The 18,956-nt window shown below is 60.2% G+C and carries 10 protein-coding genes; 7 read left to right on the top strand and 3 right to left on the bottom strand.

The window, feature by feature from the left end; translation table 11 throughout:
• Positions 1-101: 101 nt before the first annotated feature.
• The 3 genes from FG94_RS25755 to FG94_RS02110 all read right to left on the bottom strand — a co-directional run bounded on the left by FG94_RS25755 (position 102) and on the right by FG94_RS02110 (position 6,827).
• Positions 102-1,220, bottom strand: coding sequence for a HupE/UreJ family protein (locus FG94_RS25755; RefSeq protein ID WP_081925723.1), 1,119 nt, complete (start codon positions 1,218-1,220; stop codon positions 102-104).
• A 73-nt stretch (positions 1,221-1,293) separates the two neighbouring features.
• Positions 1,294-3,648 (bottom strand): hypothetical protein, encoded by a 2,355-nt coding sequence (locus FG94_RS02105; protein ID WP_200879927.1) that lies wholly within the window; start codon positions 3,646-3,648, stop codon positions 1,294-1,296.
• Positions 3,649-3,854: 206 nt separating this feature from the next.
• Positions 3,855-6,827, bottom strand: a complete 2,973-nt coding sequence (locus FG94_RS02110; protein ID WP_051996036.1) for a DUF4982 domain-containing protein — start codon at positions 6,825-6,827, stop codon at positions 3,855-3,857.
• 673 nt (positions 6,828-7,500) lie between these two features.
• Here FG94_RS02110 and FG94_RS27035 point away from each other — a divergent pair.
• The 7 genes from FG94_RS27035 to FG94_RS02140 all read left to right on the top strand — a co-directional run bounded on the left by FG94_RS27035 (position 7,501) and on the right by FG94_RS02140 (position 18,612).
• On the top strand, positions 7,501-7,743 hold the full coding sequence (locus FG94_RS27035) for a hypothetical protein (protein WP_152570806.1): 243 nt from the start codon (positions 7,501-7,503) through the stop codon (positions 7,741-7,743).
• Positions 7,740-9,638, top strand: coding sequence for a rhamnogalacturonan lyase (locus tag FG94_RS02115; RefSeq protein WP_229445818.1), 1,899 nt, complete (start codon positions 7,740-7,742; stop codon positions 9,636-9,638). Before FG94_RS27035 ends, FG94_RS02115 begins: the two co-directional genes overlap by 4 nt.
• Positions 9,639-9,666: 28 nt before the next feature.
• Complete coding sequence (locus tag FG94_RS02120) at positions 9,667-10,194, top strand: PEP-CTERM sorting domain-containing protein (RefSeq protein ID WP_036206330.1); 528 nt, start codon at positions 9,667-9,669, stop codon at positions 10,192-10,194.
• A gap of 155 nt (positions 10,195-10,349) precedes the next feature.
• Positions 10,350-11,075, top strand: a complete 726-nt coding sequence (locus FG94_RS02125; protein ID WP_027864087.1) for a response regulator — start codon at positions 10,350-10,352, stop codon at positions 11,073-11,075.
• On the top strand, positions 11,075-12,439 hold the full coding sequence (locus tag FG94_RS02130; RefSeq protein ID WP_036206334.1) for an ATP-binding protein: 1,365 nt from the start codon (positions 11,075-11,077) through the stop codon (positions 12,437-12,439). The genes FG94_RS02125 and FG94_RS02130 overlap by 1 nt, the downstream gene beginning before the upstream one ends.
• Before the next feature lie 389 nt (positions 12,440-12,828).
• Positions 12,829-15,750: a glycoside hydrolase family 2 TIM barrel-domain containing protein gene (locus FG94_RS02135; protein WP_161783927.1), complete on the top strand. Its 2,922-nt coding sequence runs from the start codon at positions 12,829-12,831 to the stop codon at positions 15,748-15,750.
• A 123-nt stretch (positions 15,751-15,873) separates the two neighbouring features.
• A complete protein-coding gene (locus tag FG94_RS02140; RefSeq protein WP_036206486.1) occupies positions 15,874-18,612 on the top strand; it encodes a Tat pathway signal sequence domain protein in 2,739 nt (912 codons plus the stop codon).
• The last annotated feature ends 344 nt before the right edge of the window (positions 18,613-18,956 follow it).

Here is an 18,956-nt window from a genome sequence, read left to right on the forward strand (position 1 = left end):
AATCACGATATTTACCTTATCGCAGAGGGCAGTAAATCCATTCAAGGCAATATGGATCTCCGATAGGATTATTATTATTCGATCAAATCGCCGTACTGTCGCTACGTTATCCGCTGCCCAAGCCAAAATACCCCGATAGTCGCCACCATCAGCGATAGGGCTGGCTGGCCATAGCGTAAAAAGCCTGTATGACGCCGCGCCAGTTGCAGTACAGCGATAACTGGTAACGCAACAAGCAACTGACCCGCTTCAACTCCCATGTTGAACATCACCAGGGGAACGAAGAATGTCCTGTCTCCGTTCCCAAGTTCATCTTGCAAGGCCCCCGCAAAACCAAAGCCATGGATGAGGCCAAATCCGGCGGCCATCCAATACCGCGATGCGGCGCCGTCGTCATCGCGCAGGTTCTGTATGCATGCAAGGACGATTGACACAGCGATCAACGGTTCGATGATGGCGCTTGCCGGCCTGACCACGCCGAGCGCGGCCAGTGCCAGGGTCAGTGAATGTGCCAGCGTAAAGGACGTCAATACATACAGGATCGGACGCAGGCGTCGCAGTCCGAGCAGCAGGGCACCCAGGAATAACAGATGGTCGAAGCCTTCGAGGATGTGCTGGACGCCCAGCCTGAACATGTCGGCCCCGCCGCTTGCCGGCGTGCTTGAGCTGTCGGCAGCCAGATTCAACTTGGCCATCGGGGCGTGAACGGAGAGGACCGCGCGCGACAGTACTCTTCCATTGGCGCCCGCGCTCACGATCGTCATCGGGCGCATGGCCTCGATGTAGCCGAATGTCGCGGCAGTTACGTGTACTGAATCGGTGGATGGACGTGGATAGATCAGGAGATAAGTCGTTTCCATATCGCCGAACGCGACGTGCGCAGCGCTCGGCGTCATTGCCACTCCGCCCGCGGCGGACACGTCGAGGATCGCCGCAGCAGCGGTCAGCGGCAAGCGTGCGCTTCCCGTCTCCGATCGCGCCGCTTCGCTCTTCAGGGTAGAAACTGCTCCCGGCGTCATGCCTGCACGGACCAGACTGGCGCGCGCCGCGTCGAATCCCAAGGTCATCTTGATCTCGAGTTTGTGGTCGAATACCAGCAGCTCGACGTTGCCTTCGAACGGATCGTGGGCATGCGCCGGCATCAGTACCGCCAGCCAAAGCAGGCATATGCAGGTAAAGCGGCGCCAGCATTGTAGCGAAAGAATGTTGTCGAATGGCATGTATCGATCTTGAACCTTGCGTACCGGCCGCTGCGCGGAGCAGCCGGTACGCCGGCAGGAAAATCAACAATGATTACTGGACGGTGATTTCATCGATAATGCCCAGGCTTTGACCGGTAGACTCGAAGCGCACGACGTTTGCAAAGCCGGGCTGCAGCACGGCCGGAACCTGGATCGTGGCCCATGCGCTGAAACTGCCGGTAGGCTTGAAGATGATCGACCGGGCTACACCGTTGATCCTCAGGATGCCCGTACGAGGAGTCGGGTTGCCATTGGCATAGCGAACGGTCAGCAGCTTGCTTTCGCCGGCGCCGCCGTGGATGTTGCTCAGCTCCGCACTGCCGCCGGTTGCCGGAAAACTCAGGAAGCCGGTGCCGCGATATCCGCTGCGATCCGTATTCACCGTGGTTCCGCCGGCCAGTCGCGCCGACTCTGCCTGGAAGGTGCCGGTGCCGACGTAGCGGATATTCGGTTGCGGCGGTGCTTCCATGTCGGCTCCAATGTAGTAGTCCGGCAGGTGAGCCTGCATGTAGCCCTTGATGGTCATGCCGTTACGGTAGGCTGGGTTGTGCGCCATCGTGTACAACCTGGTCGAGGTCGGCACGTTGGTCGTGAAGATGACCAACTCGTTCTCTGCCTGGTTCATCAGGACGATTTCAGAGCGCCAATCCCCCATGATGTCGCCGAAGAAGTAGGGATTCTTGTTGGCCAGTTTCGGGGTGCCGTAAGCGCTGCTGTTCACCGAAACCAAGCGCTTCAGGCCCGTCGAGACGGTCGGCGCCAAATGATTCCATTTTTCCAGCTTGTGGTCGTTCAGGCTTTCGGCCAGCAGATCGCCGTCCCACCAGATCGTATGCGACGGCCATGGGCGCAGGTTGGTATTGGGTTCGGTAAGGGTATTGGTCAGGCCGTTGAATACCCCATAGAAGGACCAGACTTCGAGACCACTGACCCGTGGATCGATGTCGCCCACCTGGCCTCGTCCGACGTCGACCAGTTCGCCGGCGGTGCTATGTCCCCATTCGACGACACCCGTACTGGCATCGTAGAAGTACTCCAGCAATCCGCTCGGGTTGTGTTGCTGCACGCCATAGCCCTTCAGAGCGGTCTGGGTGGGGCCGAAACGGGTAATGTGGAAGCGATCGCCGTGGGACACGCCGTCCAGCACGTAGCGTTGGCTTCCATTGCTGTTGATCATGAAATTACCTGTGGCAACTTCGTCCTTGCCATCGCCATCGATGTCGATAATCCGCATCTGGTGCGATGGCCGGTGCGGATTGCCAACTTCGGTGAACGGGAATACCCAGTTCTGGGTGATCGTCGAGCCTCCGTTCCAGGTCCAGGAAGCGAACACATTATTGAAGGTGCCGCCCTTGTCGGTGTTGCGATTGCGGCCCCAGTAATAAATCGATGGATTGACGCCATCCGCGTAGCCGATGCCCAACTGGGTTCCGAATGGCCCTGCCTGGGTGTAGAAGTCGCTCGGGAACGGATGGGTCGCCAAGGGTACGCCAGTCTGGCCGTCAATGACGGCGACGAACTGCTTGTTCGGGTCGGCGTTGGTGAAGGTGGTGCCGTTGCCGAACGTCACGCCATTGGCAATCTTGAGGATCACTTCGGCCTTGCCATCGCCGTTCAGGTCATAGACGGTGACGCCATCGTACATCCCGACACTGAGTGTCGCCGGACCAGGCTTGACGTTATAGGTATTGAGACTGCCGGGACCCATGCCGATGCGCCACAAGCGGGTACCATCACGCTTGAATGCCTCCAGGAACTGCTGGCCGACACCCAAGTCTTCGTTACTACCTTCCACGTAGGGCGCCAAACGGTCCAGCACGTAGTCATATTCGCCGTCTCCGTCCAGGTCGCCGACCCAGACGAACTTGCTCGCGTAGCCGGCCTCAGGTCCGTTCGCGAGGGGGATGCGTACGATCGGTTCAACCGGGCCGTTTGCTTTCAGCGCGAAGGCAGCACTAGCGGGTTGTTCCACACCCGCAATTACCGGTCGAACTGAATAACTGTAGGAGGAAGCAGTTGCAGCGGCACCATCAACGTAGTTGGTGCCCTGCGTCAGCGGGGTGGCATTGAGCTTGATGGCAGGGCCGCCGTTGGTGGAACGGTAGACGTTGAACGCAACACCTTCAGGATCCAGCCCCAGCAGGCGCCAGCTGACAAACACGGCGTTTGCGCTGGTGCGCACGGCGACGACGCCACGCCCGAGGTTTTCCATCAACCGGGCATCCACAGCAGCGGATGAAACGACCGTCGACAGTTGTCGCGCAGCGTGCGCGCTGCTTTGTGTCATTGTGCCGGTCTCTGGCACGGTACCTGCGCCGCAAGCGCTCAGCAGCGCTGCAACAGGAAGGAGTATGCCGAGCTGTTGCAGGCGTGTCCGTACATGGCGGGTGTAGTTTATGTCTTGCATAAGGTCTCCGGTATTTTCCAGTTATGCGTCCAATGTCGTACTCACAATCACTAAAACTTTAGAGTAGTAGTGTTCGGATAGTAGTTCTGGCCGACCAGTACGTGTCACTGGAGCATGAAACGCGCGAGAGATTGAGTAAAACTGGAATTCGTGTGTCGTTTATACGCACGCGATGCGCCGCCTGCCCGCCACAATCGCGAAGTCAGTCACCGATCAGTCGACGGCGTGAGCGCCTCATAGAACTCGGCTTCCACGATCGACAGAACATCCTTGCCAGCGCGTCCGATGCCTGTGTCCACGTTCTTCTGGTTGGCGACTTCAGTAAGGACATTCATATTCGCTTCGTCGGCACTTCCAGCCAGTTCGATGCGGACCAGGCTCCCGTGACGCGCCTGAAGTGGGAGCGTGACGTACCCCAGGCTCTTGGGTGTCTTGCCCTCATACACAGCTTCGCCGTCGACCAGAATGCGCAAAGGGTAGCTGCGTTCGCGCCAGCCGGTCAGCCGGAGCGTGATCTCACTGAGAGTGGCCGCGCGTGCAAGCCGATAAGTGATCGCAGCCCGTCCCGCGCCGGACTCGCTCGTCCAGGAAGTGGTCTCGTCGTCGTCGGTCGACGCTCCGGCAGCGAGCGCGTTGCTCCCAGCCTCGACACTGGCCACCGGTACTGCGATACGGGTACGCGTGTAGGATGACCCGGCCGGGGTCGGGCCGCGGCCCAGGTAGGAGCCCAGACCGGCGCCAGGGAGCACCTTTCCCAGTCCACCGATGACCTCATATGCTTCCGACCGCAGCGTACGCGTCGTACCAGCAAGTCCGTCCGCGCTGGCCTTGAGAACAATCCTGCCGGCCTGCGTCGAACTCCTGATAAGGACGCGGTTGATGCCACCTTCGACCGGCAATTCCTTGTTCAGGATATGGTTGTTCGGTCCCTGGGCAATACCGCCGCGCCACTCGGCAGGGCCCGCCAGCTCGAAGCGTACGGTGTTCAGTGCGACAGGATTGCGGCGGCCCTGCTTGTCCACGACTTCCACCTGGACCAGGGCCAGGTCGTGTCCATCGGCCTGCAGACCATTGGGAGAAATGATCGGCGTTAGCTTCAGCGCCGCCGGCTCTCCCGCAGTGACCAGGCTTGCTTCGCAAATGCGCTTCCCGGTGCGGTCATAGCCAATCGCTTTGAGCGTACCAGGCCGGAATGCGACCTGGTCGAAGGTGAAGATGAAGCCATCGCTCTTGAGCCCGTACCCCAAGGATTTTCCATTAAGGAACAATTCGACCATATCGGCGCTCGACACGACGACGACGGGTTTGACTGTGTTCGGCGCATGGTTCCAATGACCGATAATGTGTGCGCGGGGACGTTCGATGTCCACCCAACCGTCCCAGATCACCTGGTGCGCGAAGAAGCCATCCTTGGGAATCCGCATGGCATCCACTTCGCCGCTGCGGCGGAAATTTTCGGCGCCGCGGTGATGTGTGTTGCTATCCGAAAAGATGATGTTGACGCCACCGGATGATACCCGGGTTCCTGTGCCTGGCCGTTCACGGTAGTAGTCGAACCAACGTTTGACGTTCTCGATGGCGTGAGAATCCATGTTGCGGTTGTACGCCGCGGCGCTCTGGCCTCGGTGCAGGGGGCCGTCCCCGTCCCGATGGAACGGTGGCGAATACTCGTCCCAGAACTTGCGCGCGCCTTCGTCACGGGCGTACTCCATGGCCCAGACAGGCATGTCGGCGCTCTTATTTATATAGAGCATCTCGCCGCCATATTCGGATATTTCCTTCAGGCGGCTCGAGAGCATCTCGCGGCTGCCGGCCGCTCGTCCTCCGTGAGGATCGTATTTGTCGCGCAGCGCTTTCATCTCGCGCATGTGGATGTCGCTGATCCCGGCGTTGCCAGCCTCGTAAAACAGGATGCTAGGGCTATTGCGGTTATAGATGATGGCATCGCGCATCGCCTCGACACGCTGGCCCCACCATCGACCGACTGCGTCTTTTTCGGCGTCGCCGGCGGGCATCGCCTGGATCAGGCCGATGCGATCGAAGGATTCGACATCCTGCTTCCAGGGTGCGACATGCATCCAGCGCACCACGTTCGCGTTCGAGGCCAGCATCTGGCCGTTGCTGTAGTCGGACAGCCAGGGCGGCACGCTGATGCCGATGGCCGGCCACTCGTTCGACGTCCGTTGGGCGTACCCTTTCAGTTGCAGCGCACGGCCGTTCAAGCGTATCTCGCCGCCCACAAACGCGGTCTGCCTGAATCCGGTACGCGTGACGACGCTGTCGACAGGCTTGCCATCGATCTTCAGTGTGGTGACGACGTCGTACAGGTAACCATAGCCCCAGCTCCAGAAGTTGAGCCTGGAGATGCGGGCGCTGGCCCTGACCACGCGGGTCTCGCCTGGTCCAATGGTCTGACCGGGCGTGCCGAAACTCGCCACCCGACGCCCATCCTTGTCCTTGACGGTGACTTCATAGCTGAATGTGCGTGGCTCGAGGTACTCATTGCGCACTTCGGATTCGGCGTGCACCGTCGCGCGGCGGCCAGCCAGATCGAACTCGCGCGCATACACATAGACGCCCGTGGTGGCAAGGTTGCTGTACAGGGGGAGGGTCTGGTACAGCTTGTCCGTGACATGCAGGCGTACATTCTTCGGCAGGCCGCCGTAGTTCGCATTGAAGTTCTTGTCGGCCCACTGATAACGGCTGCCGGTGGATTTTTCCTTGTAGTCCCAGCGGTTATCGGTGCGAACCGCTATCACGTTCTCTCCGCGATGAAGATGCGGCGTGAGATCGAAGCCGAATGCGGTGACGCCGTTCTCGTGCAGGCCGACCGCCGTGCCGTTGACATACACCTCCGCTGCCTGGCGTGCTCCTTCGAATTCGATGAATACCTTCCGACCGACAGGCGATCCCGGCAGCGTGAAACGCTTGCGATACCACGCGATCCCGGTCGCATGGTCGACGATGTCACGGGAGAATGCGTCATCCTCGTTCCAGGCGCGCGGAAGGGTAACGGCCTTCCAGGACGCGTCGTCGAAGCCGGGAGCGGATGCGCTCTCGGGATCGCCCACGGTCAGCTTCCAGCCAGGGTTGAAGTTATATACCGCACGCTGTGCTTGGGCCGGGACACAGGCCGGGGCAAGCACCAATAGCGCGAAGGAAAGCAGAAATCGGTTCAACACGGCTCCCGGATGAATAGCGCGATGCGATGATGCGGAACCTCGGACAGCGCTTGCTCTGGGCTGAATCCAGTAAAACCAGTTGCAATGTAGTTCGCCGAAGGTCGCGGGAGTGCGGTTACCGCATCACCAAGGATCTAAAAGTCTAGCATCCGCATTTAATGCGTGCTACGGCGGATTTATTTCATTTTTCCTCATCCCGACACACTTCGACATAAAGATTGTTCTGTCGAACAGTCCGCACCGAATGGTGCACGCCGGCTGTACCACCCTCGAATATTTCACAATATGTCAAATCATTTTTAAATATGTCGCTGCATGTATCGATGAAAAACTTCTACATAAACGGACTTTAAAAACTACAAAATTCCAGGGGTTTCCAGCGCGTCTTGATCGCATAATTGCTTTGCTAAATTTGTCAAGCCAAAAGCGGGCAACACAGGATTTAGTCGCCGATCGGATCTATCCGGTTCATGTACTTAGATAATTATTAACGCTGGAGCTTTCAATGTTTCCACCCTCTCTAAGAAATGAGCTGATCAATTCGCTCTCTGGTGAGCCGATAGGTCGCCACTGTGCATTATGCGGGACCCACTTGACGTCATACCTCGACGAGGTGCCTTGCCCGCACTGGTTCATTACTACCGGACATCGGGCTTTCAATGAGCGGCACTTGCGGAGCATTTTCGATGTCTATCGTGTGCCGTTCGTGATCGAGTATCTCAAGCTGGTCTGCAAATACGACCGGGTAGGGCAGAGGGAAGTAGCCGCTACCCCATCCGGCTGGTCACTCGGATGGCGCGGCCGGCGCTGGATCTTCGAGGAGTTGAGTGGACGAAACTCCGGATTTCAGCTGTCGCTGTTCAATGAAGGTCGCAGTGCCGGCTCCTTGACGATTGCCGAACGAGTGGATTGAACGACACACTCGCCTCGAAGGAAATCATGCAGTTCATTCGATACGCATTGGGAGCGTGCGTGCTGGTGGCGTCCGGCACGAACGCATCGCAGCCGGCCCCCCTGGTCGGAAAACAGATCGAACGCCTGGACCGCGGCGCCGTTGCGATGAAAACCCCGGCCGGAGCGCAGTTTATCGGATGGCGCGCGCTGGCCACGGATCCGGCTGGCACTAGATTCAATGTCTACCGTAACAACAAAAAGCTCAATGCCGCGCCCCTCGATGTGACCAACTTCACCGATAGCACAGGCACGGGCCAGGACCGTTACTACGTGCGCGCTGTCGTCAATGGACGCGAGCAAAAAGCAGAAGGCGGGATATCGCCGGCAGCCGTCCAGTGGAAGCTCATACCGCTGCAGAAGCCTGAAGGCGGCACCACATCGGCAGGCTTGGAATTCACGTATGAAGTCGGCGACGGCGCACCAGTAGACCTGGATGGCGATGGCAGCTACGAAATCGTGTTCCGCTGGCAGCCGACCAACTGGAAGGATCCCTCGCAGTCAGGCTACACCGGGAATACCTACCTCGATGCCTATCGGCTCGACGGGACGCGTCTCTGGCGCATCGATCTGGGCAAGAACATCCGTTCCAACTCCCACTACGTCCCGTTCGTCGCCTACGACCTGGATGGAGACGGGCGCGGCGAGGTCATGATGCGCACCGCCGACGGGACGCGTGATGGCCTGGGCCGGGTGATCGGATCGGAGACGGCTGACCATCGCAACGCAGACGGCCGCATCCTGGCCGGGCCGGAATACCTGACGGTTTTCAACGGCCTTACCGGTGCGGCGATGCAGAGCGTGGACTTCGTTCCCGTGCGCGGGGATGTTTCTTCCTGGGGCGACAGCTACGGAAACCGGGTCGATCGCTTCCTGGCTGGCGTGGCCAACCTCGATGGGCACCGCCCCAGCGCCGTATTTTCGCGCGGCTACTACACACGCGCAGTCATTGCAGCCTGGGACTGGCGCGAAGGCCGCCTGACCCGGCGCTGGGTATTTGACACGCAGGTCGCCGGCAAGGCGGCCGAACACCAGGGCGCGCACTCGTTTGCCGTCGCCGACGTGGACAGCGACGGGAAAGACGACATTGTGTACGGGGCTGCCACGATCGCCAGCGACGGCTCCCTGATGTACAGCACTGGCCTGTGCCACGGCGATGCACTTCATGTCGGCAGGTTCGATCCAGGCCGGCGCGGGCAGCAGGTGTACATGGTGCATGAAACGCCGGCGTGCTACGGCAACAAGGGAGCCGAGATGCACGATGCTGCCACCGGCGCCATCCTCTGGAGCGTGGATGGCATGGGCAAGGACGTCGGGCGCGGCACCTGCATGGATATCGATCCTTTCCACGCCGGGGTCGAATGCTGGGCCACTGTCGGGGGCCTGCGCAGCGCAACTGGCCTGCAGATATCTGCCGTCAGGCCGCAACGGATTAACTTCGGCGTGTGGTGGGACGGCGATCTCCTGCGCGAATCCCTCGATGCTGACAAGGTAGAAAAATGGAACCCGGCCAGGAACACGCTTGACCGGCTACTGACCGGCGCCACCTACGGTGCTTATGGCATCAATGGCACCAAGGCCACCCCGGTCGTCTCAGCCGACATGTACGGGGACTGGCGCGAAGAGATCGTCTGGCGCAGCCTGAATCACGACGCGCTGATGATCTTCAGCACGACTGATCCGACCGATGTACGCATGCCGACCCTGATGCACGACCCCCAGTATCGTGCCCAGGTGGCTGGTCAGAACATGGGCTACAACCAGCCGCCGCACCCGAGCTTCTATCTTGGATATGGCATGTCGCCGGTCGTGCAGGCGCCTGTGCACGTGCCTGCTCGCGTGGCGACTCGGGACTAGGTTTTAAAACGAGAGAGGAGCAAATGCAATGAAGAGATGTTTACTGATGCTTGGACTGGTGATCGGTATGCTGGGGAACTCCGTGCTCGCCGCGCCGATCGGTTGGTATGAACTGAACGCGGCGTGGAGGGATGGCAATTTCGAGGGCAAGTTTTTTTACGATAGCAGCGCAGCGACACCCATTACCCAAATTGAAGGCCTGCTGACGGATATCGCTCAGACTACCGCGATCACAACGGTCTGGACCGGGGAAGTCGAGCCACCTCAAACCGGCATTTTTGTGAGCAATACTCCCGGCGCCGATGGCATGCATGACGCGGGTTTCTATTTGAATTTGCTGGATCTTGGCGCAACGCTTTCACTGGATCTCAGCGCCGACAACGGTCTGCACGATTTCTCACAGGATTACGCGTACTATACGCCGGAGCAGCTGGCGGGCTCGCCGCTGCTTGCATTCACTATCACGGCCGTGCAAGACGTACCGGAACCGGGCGTGCTGTCGCTGATGGCGATCGGCGGCGCATGCGCATTGGTTAGGCGGCGGCGCTCGTCATAACGACGACAGGGTAGTGCCGGTCGAGAGGGTTTTCCGACCGGTACTTTTATATTATTCTGCGAGCGACGAGCCCAGCAGGGTTCTATTTCGATCCGTCACCTCGAAGGGGTGACGTAGTGCATTCTAAGACAAGGCTTTGCCGCTACCAATTGATAATGGATTCCGTTCCCACCATTCTTGTCGTTGATGACGACCCAGATATCTGCAAGTTGCTGGTCGACTACCTGAACGACAATGGTTACCACACCCTGCACGCGGAGGATGGGCGCGCGATGTGGCGTGTGCTTGATCAGAACCACATCGACCTGGTGGTGCTGGACCTGAATCTGCCGGGCGAGGATGGCCTCAGCCTGTGTCGAAAACTGCGCAGTCAGTCCGTCATTCCGGTCGTGATGCTGACCGCGAAGGGCGAGGCGCTCGACCGCATCCTGGGCCTGGAAATGGGCGCGGACGACTACCTGCCCAAGCCGTGCGAACCGCGCGAACTGCTGGCGCGAATCCGCAGTGTGTTGCGCAGGAGTTCGTTGCAGACCGAGCGCAGTCCAATCGAAAAGGCCCAGCGCATACTTTTTCTAGGCTGGACCTTTGACCTGATTGCTCGCCACCTCGTTCGACCGGACGGGATGCTGGTGATGCTGTCGGCCGCGGAATTCCGCTTGCTACGGGTCTTCCTCGAGCATGCGAACGAGGTGCTCAACCGTGACCAGCTGATCAACCTTGCGCACGGACGCGGCGCCGACACGCTCGACCGTTCGGTTGACCTCCAGATCAGCCGCCTGCGCACCAAGCTGGGCGAAGAAACCCGCGCGCCGAAGATCATTAAGACGGTACGCAACGGCGGGTATGTGCTCGCCGCGAACGTGCAGATCGAAGTTGGCTGATGGGATTCACGTTCGATACGATGGTCGGCCGCGTCACGGCTTTGCTGGTGGCCGGCGTCGTCGCCTCAGCGACCGTGACTCAGGTGATCGCCGAGGCCGAACGGCTCCGCGCCGCTGAGGAAGCCCGCAACGTACTGGTGCTTAATCGCTCGGTCCAGGTGCTGAACGACGTGAAGGATATCCAGCCGGATCAGCGCGAGGCCTTCCTTGCCGCGACCAACAAGCAGGGCGCCAGGCTCAGCCTCGAGAAAATCAGCGAACCGCCAGTTGAGCCGACAGCATACGCGCGCACGTTGCAGGCGCGCATGGGGGAGGGCTTCAAGGTACGTGCGCTGGCGTCGCGGGCGCCCGAGTGTGACCGGAAGTTGCTGCAGCCGACCATCTTCGGCCGCTACAACTTGCGCTGGGAGGGTATATGCGAAAACCTCAGTGTCATCATGCCGGACGGAGACCGCATCCGCATATCCGTTGTGCCGCCGGGGATGCCGCGCCCAGAGAACGCCAACTACCTGCTTGGAATCCTGCTGTTCCTGATATCCACCGTGGTGCTCGCGTACTGGATCGCCAGAATGACCGTGCGTCCGCTCGACGATCTCGCCAATGCGGCGCTACGGCTCGGCAAGGATATCAACCAGGCACCGCTGCCGCTCGACGGTGCGGCCGAGATACGCAAGGCCAGTGGTGCCTTGAATACCATGCAGGCCATGATTCGTGAGTACATCCGCCAACGCACGGTCATGCTAGCGGCGATCACGCACGACCTGCAGACACCGTTGACACGCATGCGCTTCCGCCTGGAGAAGGTCGAGAACGAAGAGCTGAAGGAACAGCTGCTCGGTGACCTCGCGGCTGTCTTGAGCATGGTGCGTGAAGGACTCGACCTGGCACGAAGCACAGATTCCGTCGAGCCCACACAGGCGATGGATCTCGATTCGCTGTTGCACAGCGTTTGCCACGATGCCAGCGAGTCTGGGCAGCCAGTGACAGTTCAGGGACATTCTTACAGTGCCTTGATCGGTCGTCCGCAAGCTTTGCGGCGCTGCTTGAACAACTTGATCGATAACGCCGTTAAATACGGGCAAGAAGCCGTAGTAACGATTGAGCGTAGCGGTAATCAAGTGTTTGTGCGCATTCGTGATTGCGGGCCAGGAATCGATGAGGCCGAACTGGAGCGCGTATTCGATCCATTCTATCGGGTCGAGTCTTCCCGCTCGCGTAAATCGGGCGGCACCGGTCTAGGACTTACCATCGCCCGAAACATAGCCGCCCAGCATAACGGCAACGTCACGCTCGCGAACCTGCCAGGCGGCGGAATGGAAGCAACCCTGATACTTCCAGCCAGTGGCAGCAGCGGCTGGCAGTAGTACCTTGCCGCGCAACGCACGCTATTACTGATCGACTCCAGGTGTGGCTTGCGCTGCGTGCGGAGGCCGCATATTCACGCGTGTAATCACTTGTCTCCGGCCCTGCCGATTACCGCTTTTTTTTCATGCGCGCCAATGCATTCACGCCCAGACCAGTCAAGAGGAACACATTTATCCACGTCGCGGCGGTGTCTTGCGCTACCGAGAACCCGGCTATACGCACGATGTTGATCGTTGGGTGCTGCTACCTATCGCACTGCGAACTCATCTTGTAATGTGGTTGGTGCATGTGATGCAGGTCGTATCGGGGCGCACGCCACCACCTTGTGCGCATGCGAATCGTTCGTCCCCGCCGGGGGCGACCTCGTCTTTTGGGAATATCACGGTATATGGTCAAGCAATTATTCTCCCATTCGGTCGGCGCGATGTTGGCGATGCAGTTGTGCGTCGCTTGCTCAAGTCTGCTGTTCTCCGGTACAGCCTCGGCACTGAACGCATCGGTCAGCACAAGCACGCAAGCGAACGTGGTGTCGCTCAATGGCACCTGGCAGTTTGCTCACGCGCCGACCGAAGCGGCCGCGCAGGCGCTCGCCGATTTTCACCAGCCCGGCTTTGATGCCAAAGCTTTTCAGCCACTGCCGGTTCCGTCCAATTGGGCGCTGCATGGTTTCGAGCAGCCGACATACAAGAAATTCGCCGGCAAGCAGGGCGCGCAAGGTTTCTACCTGAAGCGGTTCAGGATGCCGGCGGGATGGAACGATGCCCGCGTTCTGTTGCGCTTCGGGGGTGTATGGGCAGCGGCCGAAGTATGGCTGAACGGGAAGCATGTCGGCAATCACGACAGCGGATTTACTGAATTCGCATTCGACATTACCCCGCACATCAAAAAGGGAGCTGAAAACGTGCTGGCGCTAAGGGTACGTCAGGTCTATGCCGATTATGAGTTCGATACCAACGACGACTGGTCGCTCGGGGGTATTTATCGTGACGTTACTCTGGAGTCCAGTCCCAAGCAGCGCTGGCTCGATAGTATTGGCGTGCAAACGGTGTTTGACGCCCAGTTTCGCGATGCTGAACTGAAGGTCCGCGTGATGGTGCCCGATGTGCGTAAGACCACTGTACCAGGCAATTACGTTGGCCCTGGCAACCCGTATAGTGTGCGTCTGACGCTCCTCGATCAGGCGGGCCGTACTGTGCTAAGTCATGAGGTCGAGCACCAGGGGCATGCCGGCACCAGTCGCGAGACAAGCGCGACGCTCCACGTGCAGCGGCCGCTTCACTGGACCGCCGAGACCCCTAATCTTTATAACCTTCGGGTGCAGCTGATCGAGGGGGGCAAGGTCACCCATGAAAAGCATGAGAGGGTCGGTTTCCGTCAAATTTCATGGGAGGGCGGCGTATTCCGCATCAATGGGCAAGCCGTCAAACTGCGCGGGGTGAACCGCCACGAGGAGCATCCCGACGTCGGCCGCGCCACCACCCGCGAACACTGGATCGAAGACATCCAGCTGATGAAGGAAGCTAACATCAACTTCATCCGCTTGGCCCACTATCCGTCTGCAAAAGGATTTATCGAGCTGTGCGACGAGATGGGGATGTATGTCGGTAATGAGATCGCCATGGGCTACGGGGGAGGGGCGGCGCACAATCCGGCCTATACGTCCGCCGTACTGTTGCGCAGCTACGCGACGGTGGCACGCGACGTCAACCGTCCATCCGTGATTTTCTGGGCGGTGGGGAACGAAGATCCCCTGACGTCACTGCATATGGGTTCGGTACAGGCTGTCAAGGGCTGGGACCCAACGCGCCCGGTCCTGCTGCCTTGGCGCGCGGAATCGTGGCTGCCGGCAGAGATCGACATCATGGCGCCCCATTACTGGACTGCCAGCGAATACGATGAGTTCGCCGCCCGCTCGACCCGTCCGGTGATCACCACGGAGTTCACCCATGCCTACGCCAATGATGGCTTCGGCGGCCTCGCGGAGCGTTGGCGAGCGCTGACGCGCCACCCGGCCGGCGCCGGGGGGGCAATCTGGATGTGGGCCGACCAGGGACTTCGCTTCCAAGACCGCAAGGCCGACGGCTCACTGGAGAAAACGCTGAAGGTCTTGCCCGATGGGTGGGATGGGATTGTCGATTCGTATCGCAAGCCCACCCGTGACTACTGGGAGACCAAGGCGGTCTACGCGCCGGTTTATCCGACCATCTCTCAGGCAGGCTTCACGCCGGGGCAGGACAGCGTGGTGCTGCCGATCCAGAACGATTTCGACTTTACCGACCTTAAGAATATCAAGATCGAGTGGAGCGTGATGGAGGATGCGCGCAGCCTGGCTGCTGGCAACGCCACGCTCGCCGGAGAACCGCATGCCACTGCATCACTCGCGCTGCCGCTGCGCGCGATCACATCGGTTCGTCCGGGCGCTACGTACTCCGTCCAGCTGCGCTTCGTGCGCGCCGATGGCAGCGAGCTCACACGCCGTAGCGTCGAATTGCTGCCTGCAACCGCACCGGTTTCCGTCAAGCGCCCCCCGGTGGCGCTAAGGGTCGAGCAAGGCACTGAGGTACGTGTGCATGCGGGACCAACCAGCTTCGTATTCGACCCGAAGTCGGGGCACCTGGCCTCCATCACGCATGCCGGAAAAAGGGTGCTGGGCGACTTCAGGCCGACCCTGTGGCGCAAACTGAACGATAACGAGACCATGCTGGCAAAGCCGGGCGTGCTGGCGGCCTTGCCAGACCTGAATACGTGGCGCGCCGCAGCAAAGACATGGAGTGTGACGTCTGGCGAGGACGGCGTGCTGCTGCGTGCCAAAGTCGACTACCTAGTTGACTCGGCCAACCGCTTCGCCGCGGAGTACACGTACCGGGTAGCACCCGACGGCGTCCTGCAGGTGCGTTATGTCATTGCGCCAGCAGTTGCAGCCCCCTGGCTGCCGCATGTCGGCATCGATATGGCTCCTGCTCCGGGACTAGACCGGCTGCGCTGGCTGGGACTAGGACCTCTCGATGCTTATCCGAACGAGTCCACCGCCGCGATCCTTGGCGTATGGGAGGGGGCATTGGGTACGTCGCAGACCACTGGCGTGAAGAGTACGAGATGGGTGGAGCTGGCCGGCGCGCCCGGCATGGTCAGAATTGCCCACCATGGATACCTCGATACAGCCAGCGGTACCGCGGGCACCGTGCGGCTGCTCTCGAACGTGGCCGGACGCGGTACCAAGCATTGGGCGCCTGAGGCACCGGCGCCGATGCTTCCTACCGTAGCAGGAAAGACGTATGTCGGAGAGTTCAGCGTGACGGTTGCGCCATAACCGCATTGATGCGCCGAAGCCATGCAGCTGCTCGTGCCCGATGGCGCGAGCAGCAAATCCTGATGTCATCACATTTGATAGTTCATCCACATGCTCCATGTGGATTCTTATAGAAGCATACTCATGTCCATTTCCTCGCCTACCCGCCGCCGGCTCATTCAGGGCGCATTTGCCTTGACCACGCTGCCGGCAATGCCCTTCCTCGCACAGGCGGCTACCGCCAATCGCGGCGGCCGCGCCATTCCGGTGTCCGAAACCGCTCTGCAGTGGCTGGACGGTGCGCCGCCCGCCCGTTTTGAAGGTGCGACCGTCGGTGTGCCATGGCCGCGTGGGAGCGTCAAGGCCGATACGGCGTTTCAACTACTGGACGGCGAACGAGCAGTGCCGGTACAGTCCTGGCCTACTGCCTACTGGCCCGATGGCTCGCTGAAGTGGAGCGCCCATGCGGTGCCGGCAGGGGTGAGCGCAAAAATGCTGCGTCTGCGCCCAGGGCGACCGGCGACGCCTGCCCATCCGGTCGTACTTCAGGAGACGACTGAGCGCATCATTATCCGATCAGGCGACCTCGAATGGATCGTGCCCCGTACTGGTTCCAACCTCATCGCGTCGGCGGCACGCACAGGACGCGTCACAATGCGTGAACTGCGCTTGGCAGGCGAGACACAGGACCAGCCGGATTTGGACGCTACCGGAGGGCTGCGCCGCCAGCGCTTCACCAGCAAGCTCAATAAGGTCACTGTAGAGCAACGTGGTCCAGTGCGTGCCGTCCTCAAGCTGGAAGGGATGCACAGCGGGGAGGGGCGCGAGTGGCTGCCGTTCAGCGTGCGCCTGTATTTCCATGCTGGTGCAGAAAGCGTGCGCATCGTGCATAGTTTCGTGTTCGACGGTGATCCAAGCAAGGATTTCATCCGCGCACTGGGAGTAACGGCGAAGGTGCCACTCACCGACGCTGCCTATGACCGCCATGTCCGGCTGTCGGGAGAAGATGTCGGTGTCTGGGCCGAGGCGGTGCTTCCGGTGACAGGACTACGGCGTGACCCTGGCAAACCCTATCGGGAAGCACAGATTGCGGGTCGCGCCTTGCCGCCGCTGGAAGGCATGGCCAAAGCGGTACGTGAGGGACTGAAGTGGGTGCCGCAATGGGGCGATGTCTCGCTTTCGCAAGCTAATGCCGACGGCTTCACGATCCGGAAGCGCGTGGGTGCCGGTCATCCATGGATTGATTCGAATTCGGGTCACCGTACCAAAGGACTCGCCTACGTTGGCGGCGCAGCGGGTGGCGTCGCGGTAGGCCTGAAGGACTTCTGGCAGCGCACGCCCACTGGGCTTGACATTCGCGGTGCGCACACGGCCGAGGCCGAGCTCACGGCTTGGCTATGGTCGCCCGCCGGCGGCCCCATGGACCTGCGTCCCTACCGGGACGCCACGGGCCTGGAAACGGTCGAGCACCAGATGGAAAACCTCAACATCACCTATGAGGACTATGAGCCCGGATGGGATACTCCGGTCGGTATCGCCAGCACCTCCGAGCTTACGCTATGGGTGCTCGGCAGCACACCAACCAACCAGGTGTTCTCAGACATGGCAACCCAGGTTGCCGCACCTGCGCGGCCGGTTCTGGCGCCGGAACGGATCCACCAGGCTGGCGTGTTCGGTGACTGGGACGTGGCTGATTCGTCGACGCCAGGGCGCAAGCTGCTTGAGACCCGCCTCACTTATCAGCTCGAGCAGTACATGCGTGAAGTAGAGCAGCGGCGCTGGTACGGTTTCTGGAACTTCGGCGACATCATGCATGACTACGATGCCGACCGACACATGTGGCGCTACGATATCGGCGGATTCGCGTGGGACAATTCAGAACTAGCGACTGACCTGTGGCTGTGGTATTCCTACCTCCGTACCGGCCGCGCAGATGTGTTCCGCTTTGCCGAGGCAATGACGCGCCACACCGGCGAGGTCGACGTCTATCATCTTGGCCGCTTCAAGGGATTTGGCACGCGCCATGGAGTGACGCACTGGTCCGACTCGTCCAAGCAGCCGCGTGTATCGAACGCCGCCTATCGCCGGATCTATTACTTCCTGACAGCCGATGAACGGGCAGGCGATTTGATGCGCGACTTGCTGCATGTGGACCATGACCTGGCCCGCATCAATATTTCCCGCAAGTTAAAGAAGGTTCCCGACGGGAACACGCCGGCCGGCATGGTCGACACCGAGTTTGGCATGGTATGGGGTTCGATCGCCCCTGCCTGGCTGACCGAATGGGAGCGCACCGGCGACCGTCGCTGGCGGGACCGCTTATTGGCCGGGATGGACAGTATCGCCGCGTTACCGCACCGCTGGTTTGCCGCCTCAGCGCCCTACGATCCGAAGACCGGCCGGTTCACAGATGGCGGACGCGGCATGCGCTTCTCCTCGCTGAACGGCGCGTTCGGCATCGGTGAGCTCAATTCCGAACTGCTGACGCTGATCGATGCGCCCAAATACCGGAAGGCGTGGCTGGAGTACAGTCGCTACTACAATGCGCCCGCAGCCGAGCTGGTGAAACATCTAGGAACAGAGCCCAAAGGGCGCTCGTTGGTGGGCTCACACTCAAGGATTACCGCATATGCGGCGTACCATGAAGCCGACCGCAAGCTTGCCCTGCGCGCGTGGTCGGAGTTCTTTAGTGAACAGCGCTACGGAGGCGTGATGCGGACCCCAACCCATATCGCTGGGCCGTCGGTACTGCGGCCGATCATCGAGGAAACTGGTTACTCGACCAATGGCGCAGTAACGTGGGGCCTGGCGGCGATACAGAATATGGCCTTGATTGGGGACACCTTGGACGAGGCTGCACGTACCGCTGGCCTCCTGCGTTAAACAGTACCGCGCGTCCCACGCGGTACTGTTCAGACGAAATCAAACAGACAGGTTTGCCGACAGTGGAATTTACGTCGCTGGCTTTGCATCTCACTTCACCAAAACGGCCAGTTTGTTTCTGGCCTAATGGATCATCTGGCGGTTTTTGCGAGTACAGGAGAAGGGAATCGCGGATGCACCTCATCTTTCGCGTCGCTGTGGCGGCGCCATAGCATCTGAAAAAGTGCGCGGTGCCCGTGCGAGGCTTCAACGGTTCATGCAATACGAACGACTGCCTACCGTACGTCTCCCGGCACTGGTCACTTTACCGGCTTCATGAGGTTAGCCAGCACGGCTTCGCACAT

The sequence above is a fragment of the Massilia sp. LC238 genome, from assembly GCF_000735635.1.
Lineage (GTDB): Bacteria > Pseudomonadota > Gammaproteobacteria > Burkholderiales > Burkholderiaceae_D > Telluria > Telluria varians.

Coding starts and splice junctions, on each gene's coding strand:
- FG94_RS25755 (WP_081925723.1), bottom strand. CDS start 1,220: ATGCCATTCGACAACATTCTTTCGCTACAATGCTGGCGCCGCTTTACC.
- FG94_RS02105 (WP_200879927.1), bottom strand. CDS start 3,648: ATGCAAGACATAAACTACACCCGCCATGTACGGACACGCCTGCAACAG.
- FG94_RS02120 (WP_036206330.1), top strand. CDS start 9,667: ATGAAGAGATGTTTACTGATGCTTGGACTGGTGATCGGTATGCTGGGG.
- FG94_RS02125 (WP_027864087.1), top strand. CDS start 10,350: ATGGATTCCGTTCCCACCATTCTTGTCGTTGATGACGACCCAGATATC.
- FG94_RS02130 (WP_036206334.1), top strand. CDS start 11,075: ATGGGATTCACGTTCGATACGATGGTCGGCCGCGTCACGGCTTTGCTG.
- FG94_RS02135 (WP_161783927.1), top strand. CDS start 12,829: ATGGTCAAGCAATTATTCTCCCATTCGGTCGGCGCGATGTTGGCGATG.
- FG94_RS02140 (WP_036206486.1), top strand. CDS start 15,874: ATGTCCATTTCCTCGCCTACCCGCCGCCGGCTCATTCAGGGCGCATTT.